Origin of the sequence: Pseudomonas sp. NPDC086112 (assembly GCF_044746425.1) — a bacterium.
In the GTDB taxonomy this organism is placed as follows: Bacteria; Pseudomonadota; Gammaproteobacteria; order Pseudomonadales; family Pseudomonadaceae; genus Aquipseudomonas.
On the sequence record NZ_JBIVCD010000002.1, the window covers coordinates 131,641 to 148,137 of the forward strand.

Genomic DNA, 16,497 nt, shown 5'->3' on the forward strand with positions numbered 1-16,497 from the left:
CTGGAGCGGCAAGTGATCGATCGCTTATGCCAGCTTTACTGTTTCAGTTTGCACGGCCTTGACCGGACGGATCTTGAACCAGATGGAATACATCGCCGGCAGGAACCCCAGCGTCATGATGGTTCCGACAAACGTGCCGCCGATCAGGGTGTAGGCCAGCGTTCCCCAGAAAACCGAATGGGTCAGCGGGATAAACGCCAGGATCGCCGCCAGGGCCGTCAGCAGCACCGGACGCGCCCGTTGCACGGTGGCTTCGATGACAGCGTGGAACGGGTCCAGCCCCTCCGCTGCGTTCTGATGGATCTGCCCAATCAGGATCAGCGTGTTGCGCATCAGAATCCCCGACAGCGCGATCAGCCCCACCAGGGCATTGATACCGAACGGCTGATGGAAAATCAGCAGCGTCGGCACCACGCCGATCAACCCCAGCGGCGCGGTGAAGAACACCATGATCATGGCCGAGATCGAACGCACCTGGACGATGATGATCAGCAGCGTCAGGGCCACCATGATCGGCACCAGTGGCACGATGGCCTGGCCGGCTTTGCCGGATTCCTCGATGGCCCCCGCCTGCTCGATCCGATAGCCATCGGGCAACGTGTCGATGATCGGTTGCAGCTGCTTGATGACGGCTGTCGATACATCCGGCGGTTGCAGGCCTTCGGCGATGTCGCCGCGCACCGTTATGGTCGCAGTCCGGTCACGCCGGCGAAGGATCGGATCCTCCATGCGCACGTCCACCTCGCCGACCTGGGACAGGGGGATACGCTGCCCCGCCGCACCCACCAGGGTAAAACCTTCGATCCGGCCCGGATCAAGGCGGATATCGCCGGCGGCGCGTCCCACCACCTGCACCGAACGGATGTCCTCGCGAACCGCCGTGATCGGCACCCCGGCCAGCAGGAATTGCAGTTGCTGGGCAACGGCACTGGAGGTCAGCCCTACCGCCTGCAAGCGGTCCTGATCCAGATTGAAATGCAGCGTCGGCGTCAGTGAGCCCCAGTCGGTGTTGACGGTCCTCATCATCGGGCTGGCTTGCATGACGTCCTGTACGCGAGCTGCGATCTCCCGCAGTTTCGACGGGTCAGGCCCCATCACTCGGTAAGCCACCGGGAATGGTGAATACGGACCGAAGACAATCTGCGTTGCCCTGACCCGGGCCTCCGGAGCGAGTCCTTCGGCGACCGCTTCGCGCAGACGGAACTTGAGGGTTTCCCGTGCTTCCTGGTTATCTGTCAGCACAACGATCTTGGCGAACGATGGATCCGGCAGTTCCGGCGCGATTGCCAGGAAAAAGCGCGGCGCGCCCTGCCCGATGTAAGCCGTGATGATTTTGGCTTCCGCCTGTTTTTGCAGCCACGCCTCGACCTTGGCGGTGGTGGCGCTGGTCTGTTCGATGGAGGTGCCATAGGGCATCTGCACTTCAATCATCACCTCGGGGCGATCCGAGGTGGGGAAGAACTGTTTCTTCACCAGGCCCATGCCCAGGATGGCCACGACAAACAACGTGATAACCGTGCCGGCCACCAGCCATTTGCGCGCGATCACCCGCGTCAGGATCCGACGGAAGCGGTTGTAGCGCGGAGTGTCGTAGATGGCCGCATGCCCGCCTTCGACCTTCTTGATGTTCGGCAACATTTTCACCCCCAGGTAAGGGGTGAATGCCACCGCGACCACCCAAGAGGCGATCAGGGCGATGCCGACGATCCAGAACATGTTGCTGGTGTACTCGCCGGCGGTGGACTGGGCGAAGCCGTTGGGCATGAAGCCGATCGCGGTCACCAGCGTACCGGACAGCATCGGTGCGGCCGTGTGGCTCCAGGCATACGCGGAGGCCTTGATCCGGTCGTAGCCCTCCTCCATTTTCACCACCATCATTTCAATGGCGATGATGGCGTCGTCCACCAGCAGCCCGAGGGCCAGGATCAACGAACCCAGGGTGATCCGGTCAAAGTTTTTCCCGGTGGCTGCCATTACCACAAACACGATGGCCAGGGTCAACGGCACAGCCGCCGCGACCACGATCCCGACATGCCAGCCCATGCTGATAAAGCAGACGACCATCACCACCAGCAAGGCGACGAAGAACTTGATCATGAACTCGTCAACCGCCGAATTGATGTTCACCGCTTGGTCAGTCACTTTGGTCAGTGTCATGCCCAGCGGCATGCCTTCATTGATCTTGCTTGTTTCTGCATCGAGCGCCTTGCCCAGGTCAAGGCCGTTCCAGCCTTCGCGCATGATCACGCCCAGCAACAACGCCTCTTCGCCGTTGTTGCGCACCAGGAAGGTGGCCGGATCCTCATAGCCGCGCTCAACCGTCGCCACGTCCGAGAGCTTCAAGGTGCGGCCCTGGATGGCCAGCGGCGTGTCTCGGATTTTCTCCAGCTTGTCGAAGGCGCCGTCCACCCGCAGGAAGACCTGTGGTCCATTGGTTTCGATGGAACCGGCGGGTGTGAGCACGTTCTGGCTGTTCAGTGCGGCGAAAATGTCCTGAGGGGAAACGCCCAGGGTCGCCAGCCGGTCGTGGGAAAAAGAGATGAAAATGCGCTCGGCCTGCTCGCCGATGATGTTGACCTTTTTCACCCCTGCCACGTGCAACAGGCGCTGGCGCAAGACCTCGGCATCACGCACCAACAATCGCTGCGGCTCGCCCTTGGCCTTGAGGGCGAAAAGCGCGAATGTCACGTCCGAGTACTCGTCGTTGACCAATGGCCCGATCACACCCGCCGGCAACTTAGTGGCTTCGTCGTCAAGCTTCTTGCGCGCCTGATAAAACTCTTCCTGCACCTGGGAAGGCGGCGTGCGGTCCAGCAGCGAGACCATGGTGAAAGCCAGACCGGGACGGGTGTAGGTTTCCGTGCGGTCATACCATTTCAATTCTTGCAGGCGTTTCTCCAGGGGCTCGGCCACCTGGTCCTGCATCTCCTGCGCCGTCGCGCCCGGCCAGGCCGTGATGACGGTCAGTTGTTTGACCGTGAACGGCGGATCCTCCGCGCGGCCCAGCTTGAAGAAGGCCAAGGTCCCGGCGACAGCAATCAGAAAAATCAGAAACACCGTGATGGAGCGCTCGCGTACAGCGAGGGCCGAAAGATTGAGGCTCATTGGCGGCTCCCGGCGACCTTCACATCGTTTTGTGGAAGCAGCCTGACTGACTCGCCTTCACGCAGCAGATGTGCGCCCAGGCCGATGATCTGTTCGCCGACGTTGAGGCGACCTGTGACGCGCGCAGCGTCGTCGCTCAAGCCCAGGACCTGCACCGCACGCCAGGTGACTTTTGCCGGTTCGCCGTCGATGGCCCACACGCCGGTGCCATTGCCCGGGTCGTACAACGCAGCAATCGGCACCTGCACCACCTGCCCCTGGGTCGCGCCTTCGGCGATACGCAGTGTGACGGTCGAGCCCAGCGGTGCGTTGGCCAGGGCGCCTTCCAGCACATAGCGCGCTTCAAAGGTGCGGGTCACCCGGTCAGCCGAATCGGAAAGCAACCTCAGTTTCGCGGTGACGGCCCCGCTGGTGCTGCCGTACAGCGTCGCCTGCGCGCTGGACCCGACGGCTGGCCGCAGGGTCTCGGGCAGTTGCACGACGGCTTCGCGCTGCCCGGCTCGCGCCAGTCGAACCACGGGTTGCCCGGGGCTGACGACCTGCCCCGGCTCGGCCAGCGTGTCCATTACCACGCCGTCGGCGTCGGCGAGGAGCACCGCGTAGCCGGATGCATTGCGGGCCACATCAGCTTGCGCCTCGGCAGCGCTGAGTTGGGCCTTGGCGGTATCGGCTGCGGCTTTGATCTGGTCGTAGCCCGACGCCGAAATCGCCCCGGCGGCCACCAGCTCGCGATACCGCGCCTCGTCATCCGCAGTCTGCTTGGCCCGGGCGCGGGCGGCCGTGACGGCTTCTTGCTGGGCTCGCGCCTGCAATCCCAGGTCGATCGGGTCCAGGCGCATCAAAGGCTGGCCCTTTTTAACGGTCTGGCCGGCATCCACCACCCGCTCCAGCACCTTGCCGGAAACGCGAAAGCCCAGGTCGCTCTGGACCCGCGCCGCCACAACACCGGTGAAAGAGCGAGCGCTGGCGGACGCCCCCTGCACTTGCGCGACCCTCACCAAAGGGGCAAGCGTGCGCGGATCGATGGCAGTGGATGAGTCGCCACACGCCGTAAGGACGAGAGGCAACAAGCAAGCGGCCAGGGTGAAAGGTCGGAGCCGGAGCATAGGTTCCCTTTATTGAGCAGAGGACTGGGAGCCCATTCTTACGCTCGTGACCAATACTGTCAACGGTCACCAATCTAATTTTGTTTTCAGTCAGCTTGATGTCCGGATAATCTTCAGTAAACAGGAGGCCTGAGATCCATACAGTAGTATTCATCACCAATTGACAGCTTGTGACCATGCGATAGTATGGTCACCAATGTCGATCCCGAGGAAACCTTGATGTCACCCCTCCGCCCCATTGTTTTATTAGTAGGCGCCAGTTTGATGGCCGGCTGCGCGGTCGGTCCGGACTACCAGCGCCCGGACGCTGCGCTTTCGGATCGTTTCCTGGGCCAGTCTTCTATCGAGCAAAGGAGCGGCGCATCACAGGCCAGCCTCACAACCTGGTGGGAGGGTTTTGGCGACCCGGTGTTGAGCGATTTCATCGCCAAGGCCCTGGAACAGAACCTCGACCTTGTCCAGGCATCAGCGCGCGTTGCCCAGGCCCGAGCCGGCCTTGGCGCGGCCAATGCCGCCCTGCTGCCCTCGGGAAATATCAGTGGCCAGGCCGCACGCGCCTATCAATCCGTCGAGACGCCGCTGGGCCAGGTGCTCGATTCGACGCCCGGCTTTGATCGGTACGGAAACGCCTACGAGCTGGACCTAGGCGCGAGCTGGGAACTGGATGTCTTTGGTGGCCTGCGACGCGGACGCGAAGCCGCACTAGCTGAGTACCAAGCCTCCGAGGCCGGTGCCGCCGCCACGAGACTGGCCGTCGCCGCGCAGACTGCTGACATCTACATCACCCTGCGCGGCTTGCAGGCGCGGCTGGACATTGCGAACCGCCAGGTCAAGACCCAGCAGGACTTGCTGGAGAAAGTCCAGCTGCTCTACAGCAAAGGCCTCGCCGCCAGCTATCAGGTCCGCCAGACCGAGGGCGCGCTTGCTCAGGTCCAGGCAACGGTGCCAGTCCTGCAGACCGGCCTGGATGCCGCCATGAATGCATTGGATGTCATGCTCGGCACACCGCCGGGCACCCATCGCCAGCAACTGGCCGAGACCGGCAGCATTCCGCTGCCTCCACAAATTACCGGGATGGGGACGCCGGCTGACCTATTGCGCCGCCGGCCGGACCTCATCGTCGCCGAGCGCCGCCTCGCTTCCTCCAATGCCCGCATCGGCGAGGCCATCGCCGAGTACTACCCGAAATTTTCCCTCAGCGCGTTGCTCGGCAGTGCCACCGCCGTGTCGGCCGGGCACCTGTTCTCAGGCGGCGCCAGCCAGGCGTCGGGCGCGCTGGGTCTGCGCTGGAGGCTGTTCGACTTTGGCCGGATCAACGCCCAGATCGACCAGGCCAAGGGACAGGAAGCTGAAGCGCTGGCCGCCTATCGTCAGTCTGCGCTACGGGCCACCGAGGATGTCGAGAACGCGTTCTCCGCCCTAGTGAACCGAGAATCCCAGGCCACCACGCTCACCGCAGGCGAAGCGTCATTGAGCGAGGCGCGCCAGTCGTCCTTTATTGCCTATCAGAAAGGTACGGCCAGCCTGATCGACGTCCTCAACTCCGACGAGACGCTGCTCCAGGCATCCGATGCCCGGGCACAAGCACGGACTGAATCGGCGCGCGCAGCGGTCGCGGCATTCAAGGCCCTCGGTGGCGGCTGGCAAGCGCCGCAGCCACCACAGCCTGTAGCGAGCCGATGACCGGACATGAACACCAGCCGTTCACTTGGCCCCGTCACTGTTGTTTTCAATCTTTAAAACCGGAGTCCAGCAACATGAAAATCAACGAGAATTCCTGGGTGCTCATCACGGGCGCTTCCAGCGGCTTTGGCGAGGAGTTCGCCCGGCAATACGCAGCACAGGGAAAGTCCCTCGTTCTAGTAGCCCGCAGGCTGGACAGGCTTGAAGCGCTGTCGGCCCAGCTGCGCGAGCGCTTCGGCATTGAGGTCATCGTCGAGCAGGTAGACCTGTCTTCGATCCCGGCGATTATCGAGCTACACGAACGGCTGACCCGGCGCCGCATTGCGATTGATGTGCTCATCAACAACGCCGGCCATGGATTGCAGGGCCCTTTCCTGGATCATTCCCTTGACCAGTCCCTGGCAATGATCGATCTAGACATCGCTGGCCTGACCACCATGACTCGTCTCTTCGCCGCAGACATGCGCGCCCGGCATCGCGGGCACATCCTGCACATCGCAAGCCTGCTGTCTTACCAAGGCGTGAAGAATTTCGCGGTCTATTCAGCGGCTAAGGCCTACGTGCTTCGCTTCTCCGAGGCGCTGCATCAGGAACTCAAGGGCGATGGTGTCGTCGTGACCGCACTGTGCCCGGGCCTGTCCGACACCGGGTTTGTCCAAAGCGCCAGTCAGAAACTTACCCCAGCGCTGAAAATGGTGATGATGCAACCTCAACCGGTGGTTCGCGCCGGCATCCGCGCGCTGCAAGCCGGACGCATGAGTGTAGTACCCGGTTTCGGCAACAAGGCGCTCACGGTGTTGACCTGGGCCACGCCACGCTGGCTGCACCAACGTCTGATGGCGAATGTCATGGGTGCATGAGCGGGATATTGCAAGGGACCGGGAGCCGCACAAGCTCCCGGCACACGGCATGTCGCGTTAGAAGCGATAGCTGATTGAGGTACCGAAACCGCTGGCACTGTTGCGGTATTTGGAACTGTACGCACCACGGGTCGCAGAGGTTTCGTTGACCCGCACGCTCTCTTCCTGCAAGTAGGAATAAGCCAGGTCGATCGTTACATCCTGTACCGGCGTCCAGCCGGCACCGAAGCTGAGCACTGTGCGGTCACCAGTTGGAATCCGAGGCCCACGGTTGGTGTTGTTGGCCGGCGACTGATCGACCGACAAGCCTGCGCGCAGCACCCACTGATCATTCAGCTTATACGCCGCGCCGATTGCATGGCCCCAGGTGTCATGCCAGTTCTGTTCTTCTCTGACAGTACCCAGCGCGCCGCTCAGCAGCGCAGGCAAGCCTGAGTTCTCAATGGTCAGCTCCTTGAAGCGACTCCAGCGTGTCCAGGTGCTTCCCAGATAAAGGGTCCAGTCATCATTGAGCTGATGGGTGAGCGAGAGATCAACCGACTCCGGGAGGTCCACATCCAGCGACGCGTCATAGCTACGCCCGCTGACCCCCACTACACTGAAAATCCCGCCAGTGAGCTTGGACTTGGCGTCCAGGTGATAACTGACCTTGGAGTGATAAGTCAGCCCCAGGCGGGTCTGGTCTGTGGCCTGCACCAGGATGCCGGCATTGAAGCCGAGCGCCGTGTCATCGCCGTTGCTTTTCAGCTTCCCATCGTTGCTGCCGGGGCTCAGAGGATTGGGCACCATCCCGGAGATCTCACCGCTGATCCGGTTGATGGTCGGACCGAACCCAATCGACACCTTGTCGTTGAAGGCATAGCTGACGGTGGGCTGGAAGGTCAGCGTCGTCACTTCGCTTTTGTTGCCGTAGTAACGCCCGGCAAAGTCGCTGCCGTAATCGGTGATCAGACCAAACGGCACATAAAAGCCAACGCCGACGGCCCAGTGCTCATCCACCGGCTTGACGTAGTAACCCATCGGCACCGTGGTGGTCGGCACCATGTCACCGTCTTCCTGGCCGCCGAAAGTGCTGCGTGTCTGGCTGATATCGCTCTTGGCAAACAGCGTCGCAGCGCCGAGGCTGACCTGCTCTTTCTTCAAGCGAGACATGCCCGCCGGATTGCCGAAGACGGTGCTCGCATCTTCAGCCGAGGAAGAGCGGCCGGCGAATCCCGACCCCATCCCGCTGATGCTTTGTTCGTTCAGCGCAAAGCCGCTGGCAAACACTTGGGATGATGCAAGCGCAACGGCGAGACTCACGGGGGTCTTGAGCAAGATTCTTTTCATTATTAGGACTCGAGGAACAATTGCAGAGGTGGTGGAACAGTTTGTTTTTGTACTAGGCAAAAATCGCCACGGTCTGGCGCGCCCAAAGCACCCGCCGACCGCTTTCGTCCCAGATCTCCATATCCTGTAACGAGTAGCCCTCCAAGGCCTGTTGGCTGAAGGAACTGATGAGAAACCATTCGCCGGCCACGGCGGGCTGCGGCAGATCGATTGTCCAGGAAGCCGAGCTGATGGCGGCAGGCTCTATAAAGCACGTCATAGCGGCAGGCGGCAGACTGTCAGCGAGGGCGATCAGGGCCACCGCCGGGTCAACCCCCTGGGCATCGAGGTGACGGACCCACATCAGCAACTCGGGATTTTCCGCACCGGATACCGGCAGTGAGCCGCCCGCGGGACGCATCTCGAAGTTGAACGCGCAGGCAGGCGCAAAGCTGTTGTCCAGCTCCAGCGTGCTGTACCGCGACGGCCCCTCTACCAACGGGCATCCCCACGCCTCATGGGTAATTTTGCTGGCTCGTGGTTGAGCGAACAGCAAGGTCGTGCGCAACGCCAGTTCATCGCCCGACTTGCAGTCGACCGATACCGAAGTCACGGATCGCCCTTGGCGCAACACGCTTGTATTGAACACCTGGGGCTGCGTGACCGGACCTATGAATGACACTTGCGCCGACTTGAATGGAGGAAAGCCCAGCGGGCGCTCGCGCAGAACCGCCTCCAACGACAACGCCGCCGACAGGCCGCCAAAAATCGTCCGGCCCTGCTGCCAATTGGGCGGAGAAACAAACGGCACGCCCGGATCAAATTGCGCCAGCACCTGAGCAAAGCTCGTCATATCAACGCCCACCCTGTGCACTGAACGCGTACTCGAAGACGGAATCGGAATGGAATGGAATCGGAAAAATGTCGATGCCGACGCATGTTCATGGCAATCCCTCAAAAGCCGATGCGCCATATTTATTCATGTGACCTTTTGTGTCAATAGTCACAATTTGAGCAAATGGAAACTAGAAGGTCAGATGCAAACCAAATGCAAAAAAGTTATTTAGATTGGTGTGGCTGCATCACTGCAGCCACACTCAGGGCATAAGGCTACGCAGGATGAGGTTCGAGGTAAGCGTCGGCGCGACCTCGACGTGATCAAGGCTATGCTGGAGCAACAGAGGATTGACGAAAGGCCGAAGGGTCAGGTGTATCGCTTCTACGGTTTCATCCAGGGGAGTCTTGCGCTCAAACTCTCCACTTTCGCGCCCTTCGCGCACAACCTGCACTACAAACTGCTTGATCCGTGCGTCATACACCAGCGAGCTGGGCCAACGCTCCGAGGCGGCGAATGCAGCGATATCATAGAGCTTGCGGTCGTTGAAAAACAGGTCCAAGCCCGTAGTGATAAGGGTCTTGACCAAGCGACGAAAGCGTTCTGTCGAAGAAATCCCCTCTTCGCTGATAGCCTGCTCCACGGCTGCGACGATTTGTGCCAGGCAGCTTGAGCAAATGGCCTCACCAATCGCTTGCTTGGAATCGAAGAACTTGTAGATGTAAGCCTTGGAAAACCCGATGGCTTTGGCCAAGTCGGAAACCGTGGTTTTGCTGTAACCGTATTGGCTGAAGTGCTCATTGGCCGCCGCGACAATCTGGTCTCGAATGTCGTGATCAGCTGGGCCCCGGGCGCCGGGCGAAGAAATTGGTGGATGGTTCATTCCTGTAGCTTACGCACCCCAAAGGTGGTTGACAACTTGTGACTTATTTATAGCATAGTCACACGCCACCATGCCAGACGTAAGCATGCCCCCCCCTTACCATGGTCTTGCTGTGTGGGCATATGGATAGGGTACCACCGCTGGCCGTCACATTGAGCGTGAGGCCGTCACTGCCACAGAGCATGTAGTCAATACTAGTGATTTGGGCGTGCCGAATCGACATTTCTGAGAGCGCCATCGCGAGCTCCTGAACAGAGTCAGGGCCGGACACTCATCTCGCTACACAAACTGCTCCAGCAGCAAACCAACTCCGTACGCATCAGAATCCCGGACTTAATCCTGGACTTAAACGCACTGGATGGTGCTGGATTTCAGTGGTTCCCGCCGGAACGAAAAAAGGACCCGAAGGTCCTGATTTCAATCGCTTACAGAATTCAGTGGAACTCTGTAGCGCAATATTTGGAGCGGGAAACGAGACTCGAACTCGCGACCCCGACCTTGGCAAGGTCGTGCTCTACCAACTGAGCTATTCCCGCGTCTTGGTGAGGCGCATTCTATAGAATCCACATCCCCCGTCAACCCCTTGATTCAAAAAAAGTTTATTTCTTTTCCACGTCCGTCTTCAGATGCGGCCAGGCAGCCCGCAAGTATTGGACCATGGACCACAACGTCAGGCCAGCGGACACCAGCAACAAGGCATACCCCATCAGAACCCAGAAGCTGAAGTCCGAAGGATTGGCCAGCAGGATCACCAGCGCCAGCATCTGGGCGGCGGTTTTCCATTTGCCCAGGTTCGACACTGCTACATGGGCGCGGGCACCGAGTTCGGCCATCCACTCGCGCAGTGCCGAGACAACAATTTCGCGACCGATGATAACGGCGGCCGGCAGCGTGAGCCACAGGTTGCCATGCTCTTGCACCAGCAGAACCAGCGCAACGGCGACCATCAGCTTGTCTGCAACAGGATCGAGGAAGGCCCCGAAAGGAGTGCTTTGTTCCAGACGACGGGCAAGATACCCGTCGAGCCAGTCGGTCGCGGCGGCAAAGGCGAAGACCGAGGCAGACGCCAGATAACTCCAGTGGTAAGGCAAGTAAAACAGCAAAATGAAGATCGGGATGAGCAGGACGCGTAGAACGGTAATCAGATTAGGGATATTCATCGGCACAACTGGCTACGAGGTGAGTTGGGCATTCTACTCGCTGTGCAGATTTGCATAAATCAACTCTGCGAGCTTTTTGCTGATTCCGGGTGCTTTGGCGATCTCTTCGATGCTGGCACGAGACAGCTCCTGCAATCCACCAAAATGTTTTAACAAATCGCGCCGACGTGTCGGTCCGACACCTGCAACGCCCTCAAGTGTAGACGTGCGGCGAGTTTTGCCACGACGTGCGCGATGCCCCGTAATGGCAAAACGGTGCGCTTCGTCGCGTATCTGCTGGATCAAATGCAGCGCGGGGGAATCGCCGCGCAAGGTGAATTCATGGGCCGCGTCGTTGAGGTACAGGGTTTCGAAGCCCGCCTTGCGCGTCGCGCCCTTGGCCACACCCAAGAGAATCAGGTCTGGCACGGCCAATTCGTTAAGCACGTCACGGGCCATGGATAGCTGGCCTTTGCCACCGTCGACCAGCAGGATGTCCGGCAACTTGCCCTCGCCTTCCTTCAATTTACTGAAGCGCCGAGTCAAGGCCTGGTGCATCGCGGCATAGTCATCGCCCGGGGTAACGCCTTCAATGTTATAGCGGCGGTAGTCGGACTTGATCGGGCCTTCCGGGCCGAACACCACGCAGGACGCCACAGTGGCCTCGCCGCTGGAATGGCTGATGTCGTAGCACTCAAGACGTTGCGGTGGCTCGTCCAGTTTCAGCACTTCGGCCAAGGCATCGAAACGGGCCGCAACGTGTTGCCGGTTAGCCAAACGTGCGCCTAGCGCTTGCTCGGCATTGGTGACCGCCAATTGCTGCCAGCGCGCCCGGGTGCCGCGTACTCGATGGCTGATGGTCAATTCACGACCGCGCAACTCTTCGATGGCTGCGATCAGGGTCGGAAAATCTTCGTGAACCACGTTGACGATCAGCTCGCTCGGCAAGTCCCGTTCTGGACTGCTGATGAAGTATTGGCCAAGAAACGCTGCCATGACTTCAGAAACGTCTTCCTCAATACCCACCTGCGGAAAGAAGTTCTTGCTCCCCAACACCCGACCACCGCGCACGCTGATCAAGTGCACGCAGGCGCCACCTGGGTTGACGAACGCCGCAATCACATCGACATCGCCTGTCCCGCCTTCCATGCTCTGCTGGTCCTGGACCCGACGCAGCAATGAGATCTGGTCACGCAGCTCGGCGGCGCGCTCGAATTCGAGGTTGACCGCCGCCTCCTCCATGGCCGCAGACAACTCGTCCGCCAGAGCGTTGCTGCGCCCTTCAAGAAACATCACCGAGTGGCGTACATCTTCGGCATACACCTCGGGCTCCACCAGCCCCACACACGGCGCCTTGCAGCGTTTGATCTGGTATTGCAGACAAGGTCGAGCACGGTTCTTGTAAAAGCTGTCCTCACACTGACGAACGAAAAACGCCTTTTGCAGCAGGCTCAGGCTTTCGCGAATCGCCCCGGCGCTGGGATAAGGGCCGAAATATTTGCCCTTGGCCTTTTTCGCCCCGCGATGAATGCTCAAGCGTGGGAACTGGCCATCCGAGAGAAAGACATAAGGGTAGGATTTGTCGTCGCGCAGCAGGATGTTGTACGGCGGACGCCATTCCTTGATGAGCGTCTGCTCAAGCAGCAAGGCCTCGGTTTCGTTGGCCGTGATGGTGGTTTCGACTTGGGCAATACGGCCTACCAGCGCAGCGGTCTTGGGGGCAAGACCGGCTTTGCGAAAGTAACTCGCCAAACGCTTCTTGAGATTTTTCGCTTTGCCTACATAGAGCAGGCGCGCATCGCTGTCGAACATGCGATAGACGCCCGGCCGACCACTGACTGTCGACAGAAAAGCACTTGGATCGAAGATTTCAGTCATTTTCAGAGGCTGGCATCAACCATGCCGTGACGAACCGCCAGCAGCGTCAATTCGACATCGCTGCTGATCGAAAGCTTCTCGAAAATACGGTAACGGTAGGTATTCACTGTTTTTGGTGATAGACACAGTTTGTCGGAAATGATCTGCACCTTCTGACAGCCGACAATCATCAACGCAATCTGGATTTCCCGTTCCGACAAGGCATCGAAGGGCGAATCATTGGTTGGCTGGAACGACTTGATCGCCAGTTGCTGGGCAATCTGCGGGCTGATATAGCGTTGCCCGGCAAACACCAGGCGGATGGCCTGAACCATTTCCGGCAATCCGGCGCCCTTGGTCAGGTAACCTGCGGCACCTGCCTGTAACAGCCGGGTAGGAAACGGATCTTCTTCGCACACGGTGACCGCGACGACTTTGATGTCCGGATGACTGCGCAGTAATTTGCGCGTGGCTTCGAGACCGCCGATCCCGGGCATCTTGACGTCCATCAGCACCACATCGGGTTTCAACTCACGCGCTTTGAGCAGGGATTCCTCCCCTGACTCGGCCTGACCGACTACTTGCAGGCCATCGATGTCAGCCAGCATTCGTGTAATGCCTGTACGAACGAGATCATGGTCATCGACTACTAGCACCCTAATCAAGCAGACACCTCGCGAATTGGTCTTATTGGGTTGTCGGACACCTTAGCAAAAAGCAACTGGCAGACCTAGCGGAAAGCAGCATATAAAAAGTGTCAAATCTTCTTGCGAGGCTTGCCGCCAGTGTGTTTCAGCGATGCAGTCCATTGATATCACGCTGCATTCTCAGGAAACACTGGTCTTTGCCGACCACCTTCAGGCCTTTTCTTTCGTAAAGCTTTTTTGCCGGATTATTTTCAAAGACGGTCAGACGCAATGCCGGACGTCGCTCCTTGCATGCCATGGCGAATACCTGATCGATCGCCCAGGAACCGGCGCCCTGCCCCTGGTACGCTGCTGACACATGCAATTCGCGGATATACAAGGCTCTGGCGTCACGGCTCAGGCTGACGTAACCCATCACCGTGTCCTCCCGCACAATCAGCCAGTTTTCCCGCCCCTCCCAGGCGACATCGAAGGCCTCGTCCAGCCACAACAGCTCATGTTCAATGTAGTAGCGAAGCATATTTCGACAAGTCAGGTCACGGGCAAAGTCCAGGTCCCGCGGGGTTGCCGGACGCAATTCGAAACCCATTCAAGCCTCCGCCACAGCCACGATTTGCCCTTTCCAGCCGTCAGCATTGCGGCGAGCAACAACCATAAGGTTCCCCGTACCCGGGGCCGCCACAATCAACGTCCCGTCCGCCGCCCAGATTGCACTGCGCCCTGCCGACTCCCAGCCACCCGTTGCGCCACCATGATTGGCCATCAGAACCGCCATCGAGTGAGTGCAAGCATAGCCTTGCAATAGTGCGGTATCCGGAGCGTAACCGTTTTCTGTGATCAACACGCCCGCGGCATAAAGATCAGCACCCTGCCGTGCCGCGGCTGCCGCGTGACTGGCGTGAGAAAAATCGGAGCAGACCGCCAGCGCGACGGTGTCGGTACCGATCTTTAATGTCGAACCGCCCGTTCCCGGAGCAAACGCCACCTCCTCGCCCGGGTGCAGATGCTGCTTGCTGTAAACCCCAAGCGAACCATCGGCGCCCAATACCAGAGCTCCGATCAATACCGGCGAATCGCCCGACAGACGAATCGGCATCCCAACGACACTGGTCACACCGACTTCCCGCGCGAAATCGCGCAGCGGTTGCAGCACCCCGGCGTCTGGCGCTATGGCCAGCTCCGCCGCCAGGCCGCGTTCGTATCCGGTCAGCGACAGTTCCGGAAACACCAGCAATTGCACGCCTTGCTCTGCAGCAACCTGCATGAAGCGCCGATGCCTAGCCATATTGGCGGCAAGATCACCGGCGATGGAGATCGATTGAGCGGCGGCAATGGTCAGTGTCGTCATGGTTCGTCCTTGTGACATTGTGGTTGTTGGGCGCAGCGCAAAGTGTGTCACAACCCCCGACGTACTCAAGCGATAGACAAGCCCATGATCATCGATAGCATTTTCTGATTGAATCCGCGTACCGGCCTCTAGTAAGCTCGGCGCATTCATCGGAGACAGACCATGCTCAACGCCCTCTCACAGCTTCGTACCGCCAGCGCCCCGCGCTCGGTTGTGGCTGCCCGGGCGAATGACGTTTGTGCTTCGGTCAGCTTTTATTTTGGGTATTGGTTTAGCCACTGGCGCGCCTGATACCCACACGGCGCCCACTTTAAACGGGTCGCCACCAGAGAATTCTCAACCCCCGGTCGGCCTCCCGACCGGGGGTTTTGTTTTTTTCAGCCCTGAACATTTTTTGCGTCACACCAGACAATTTGAGGATTCACGACATGAACTACGCCACTTATTACCGTCACGACAGTTTTACCGCCTGGCGATTTACCAGCCTCCGCTCGGGACAGCCTGCCGCCTCCGATCGGTCACCCACAGGTGGCAAGCACACACACGCAGCCAATCCGGCCAATTGTCGAACACCCCAGTAGGGCCGAGCGCGCGGGAACGAACCCGCCGCCAGCCCAGGAAGCCCGAATATGAACTCGTCCGTCTCTGCTCTGCCGCTGTCCACCTTGAACCCTGCCAATGAAGCGCTGACCTTGCGTCTGCCCAGCTCATTGCAACTCAAACAGCAGTTACCCCTCAGCAACGCCCTGACCCAACAAGTCGCCGCCCACCGTCAAGCGGTTCGCGCGATCCTCAACGGTGAAGACTCCCGTCTGCTAGTCATCGTCGGTCCGTGCTCGATTCACGATCCCCGTTCCGCCCTCGAATACGCCACCCACCTTGCCCGCCTGGCTGCCAAAGTCAGCGATGAGATGCTGCTGGTGATGCGCGCCTACGTCGAAAAACCGCGCACCACGGTGGGATGGAAAGGCTTGGCCTACGACCCGCACCTGGATGGCAGCGACGACATGGCCGGCGGTTTGACGCTGTCCCGCGAATTAATGCGCGAAATGCTCCAGCTGGGCTTACCCGTTGCCACCGAGCTGCTGCAACCGATGGCCGCCGGCTACTTCGACGACCTGCTGAGCTGGGTCGCGATTGGCGCCCGTACCACCGAATCACAGATCCACCGGGAAATGGCCAGCGGCCTGAGCATGCCGGTAGGGTTCAAGAATGGCACCGACGGCGGTGTGGCTGTCGCCAGCGACGCCATGCGCTCGGCCGCCCATCCGCATCGCCATTTCGGTGTCGATAGCCAGGGACATCCTGCGATTATCCAGACACCAGGCAACGCCGATACCCATCTGGTATTGCGTGGCGGCCATCGCGGGCCGAACTACGACCGTGACAGCATCGCTCAAGTGCACAGCGATTTGACCCGGCTCAAGATTCCGGCGCGGATCATGGTCGATTGCAGCCACGCCAACAGCGGTAAAGACCCATTGCGTCAGCCAGCGGTGTTCAACGACGTGCTTGAACAGCGCCTGCAGGGTGATCGATCGTTGATTGGCATGATGATCGAAAGCCATCTGTTCGAAGGTTGCCAAGCGCTGAGCCCGTCGCTGCGTTACGGAGTGTCAGTAACGGATGGCTGCCTTGGCTGGACCGGGACAGAACAGTTGTTGCAGCAGGCAGCCGAGCAACTTCGTGCTCAGCGTTGCACCCAACAGCCGAAGTGACCGGTGCC

The 16,497-nt window shown here is 59.8% G+C and carries 13 protein-coding genes and 1 tRNA gene; 3 read left to right on the top strand and 11 right to left on the bottom strand.

Annotated elements, in window-relative coordinates:
• Positions 1-24 precede the first annotated feature (24 nt).
• The gene (locus tag ACIPLA_RS02550) at positions 25-3,105 is read right to left on the bottom strand and encodes an efflux RND transporter permease subunit (RefSeq protein ID WP_401171185.1); all 3,081 of its coding nucleotides are present in this window, start codon (positions 3,103-3,105) and stop codon (positions 25-27) included.
• Positions 3,102-4,211: an efflux RND transporter periplasmic adaptor subunit gene (locus ACIPLA_RS02555; RefSeq protein ID WP_192343770.1), complete on the bottom strand. Its 1,110-nt coding sequence runs from the start codon at positions 4,209-4,211 to the stop codon at positions 3,102-3,104. The genes ACIPLA_RS02550 and ACIPLA_RS02555 overlap by 4 nt, the downstream gene beginning before the upstream one ends.
• A 219-nt stretch (positions 4,212-4,430) precedes the next feature.
• Between ACIPLA_RS02555 and ACIPLA_RS02560 the strand changes: the two genes are divergently transcribed.
• Positions 4,431-5,894 carry an efflux transporter outer membrane subunit gene (locus tag ACIPLA_RS02560; protein WP_401171377.1) on the top strand — a complete coding sequence of 488 codons (1,464 nt, stop codon included), beginning with the start codon at positions 4,431-4,433 and terminating at the stop codon, positions 5,892-5,894.
• Between the two features lie 74 nt (positions 5,895-5,968).
• Positions 5,969-6,754, top strand: a complete 786-nt coding sequence (locus tag ACIPLA_RS02565; RefSeq protein WP_401171189.1) for an SDR family NAD(P)-dependent oxidoreductase — start codon at positions 5,969-5,971, stop codon at positions 6,752-6,754.
• A gap of 57 nt (positions 6,755-6,811) precedes the next feature.
• Here ACIPLA_RS02565 and ACIPLA_RS02570 read toward each other — a convergent pair whose 3' ends face one another.
• The 9 genes from ACIPLA_RS02570 to ACIPLA_RS02610 form a co-directional block, all read right to left on the bottom strand.
• Positions 6,812-8,083 (bottom strand): OmpP1/FadL family transporter, encoded by a 1,272-nt coding sequence (locus tag ACIPLA_RS02570; RefSeq protein WP_401171192.1) that lies wholly within the window; start codon positions 8,081-8,083, stop codon positions 6,812-6,814.
• A 52-nt stretch (positions 8,084-8,135) separates the two neighbouring features.
• Positions 8,136-8,915 carry a thioesterase family protein gene (locus tag ACIPLA_RS02575; protein ID WP_401171194.1) on the bottom strand — a complete coding sequence of 260 codons (780 nt, stop codon included), beginning with the start codon at positions 8,913-8,915 and terminating at the stop codon, positions 8,136-8,138.
• Positions 8,916-9,159: 244 nt separating this feature from the next.
• Entirely contained in the window at positions 9,160-9,780 is a 621-nt protein-coding gene (locus ACIPLA_RS02580; protein WP_123494982.1) for a TetR/AcrR family transcriptional regulator, read from the bottom strand.
• A 460-nt stretch (positions 9,781-10,240) separates the two neighbouring features.
• Positions 10,241-10,316, bottom strand: a tRNA-Gly gene (locus ACIPLA_RS02585).
• Between the two features lie 63 nt (positions 10,317-10,379).
• Positions 10,380-10,940, bottom strand: a complete 561-nt coding sequence (gene pgsA, locus ACIPLA_RS02590) for a CDP-diacylglycerol--glycerol-3-phosphate 3-phosphatidyltransferase (protein ID WP_008066866.1) — start codon at positions 10,938-10,940, stop codon at positions 10,380-10,382.
• A gap of 33 nt (positions 10,941-10,973) precedes the next feature.
• On the bottom strand, positions 10,974-12,797 hold the full coding sequence (uvrC, locus tag ACIPLA_RS02595) for an excinuclease ABC subunit UvrC (RefSeq protein ID WP_038982984.1): 1,824 nt from the start codon (positions 12,795-12,797) through the stop codon (positions 10,974-10,976).
• A gap of 2 nt (positions 12,798-12,799) precedes the next feature.
• On the bottom strand, positions 12,800-13,441 hold the full coding sequence (uvrY, locus tag ACIPLA_RS02600) for a UvrY/SirA/GacA family response regulator transcription factor (protein WP_008015884.1): 642 nt from the start codon (positions 13,439-13,441) through the stop codon (positions 12,800-12,802).
• Between the two features lie 127 nt (positions 13,442-13,568).
• Positions 13,569-14,012 carry an N-acetyltransferase gene (locus ACIPLA_RS02605; protein ID WP_218395913.1) on the bottom strand — a complete coding sequence of 148 codons (444 nt, stop codon included), beginning with the start codon at positions 14,010-14,012 and terminating at the stop codon, positions 13,569-13,571.
• A complete protein-coding gene (locus ACIPLA_RS02610; RefSeq protein WP_401171201.1) occupies positions 14,013-14,771 on the bottom strand; it encodes a carbon-nitrogen hydrolase family protein in 759 nt (252 codons plus the stop codon).
• Positions 14,772-15,400: 629 nt separating this feature from the next.
• Between ACIPLA_RS02610 and ACIPLA_RS02615 the strand changes: the two genes are divergently transcribed.
• Positions 15,401-16,489, top strand: a complete 1,089-nt coding sequence (locus tag ACIPLA_RS02615) for a 3-deoxy-7-phosphoheptulonate synthase (protein ID WP_218395917.1) — start codon at positions 15,401-15,403, stop codon at positions 16,487-16,489.
• The last annotated feature ends 8 nt before the right edge of the window (positions 16,490-16,497 follow it).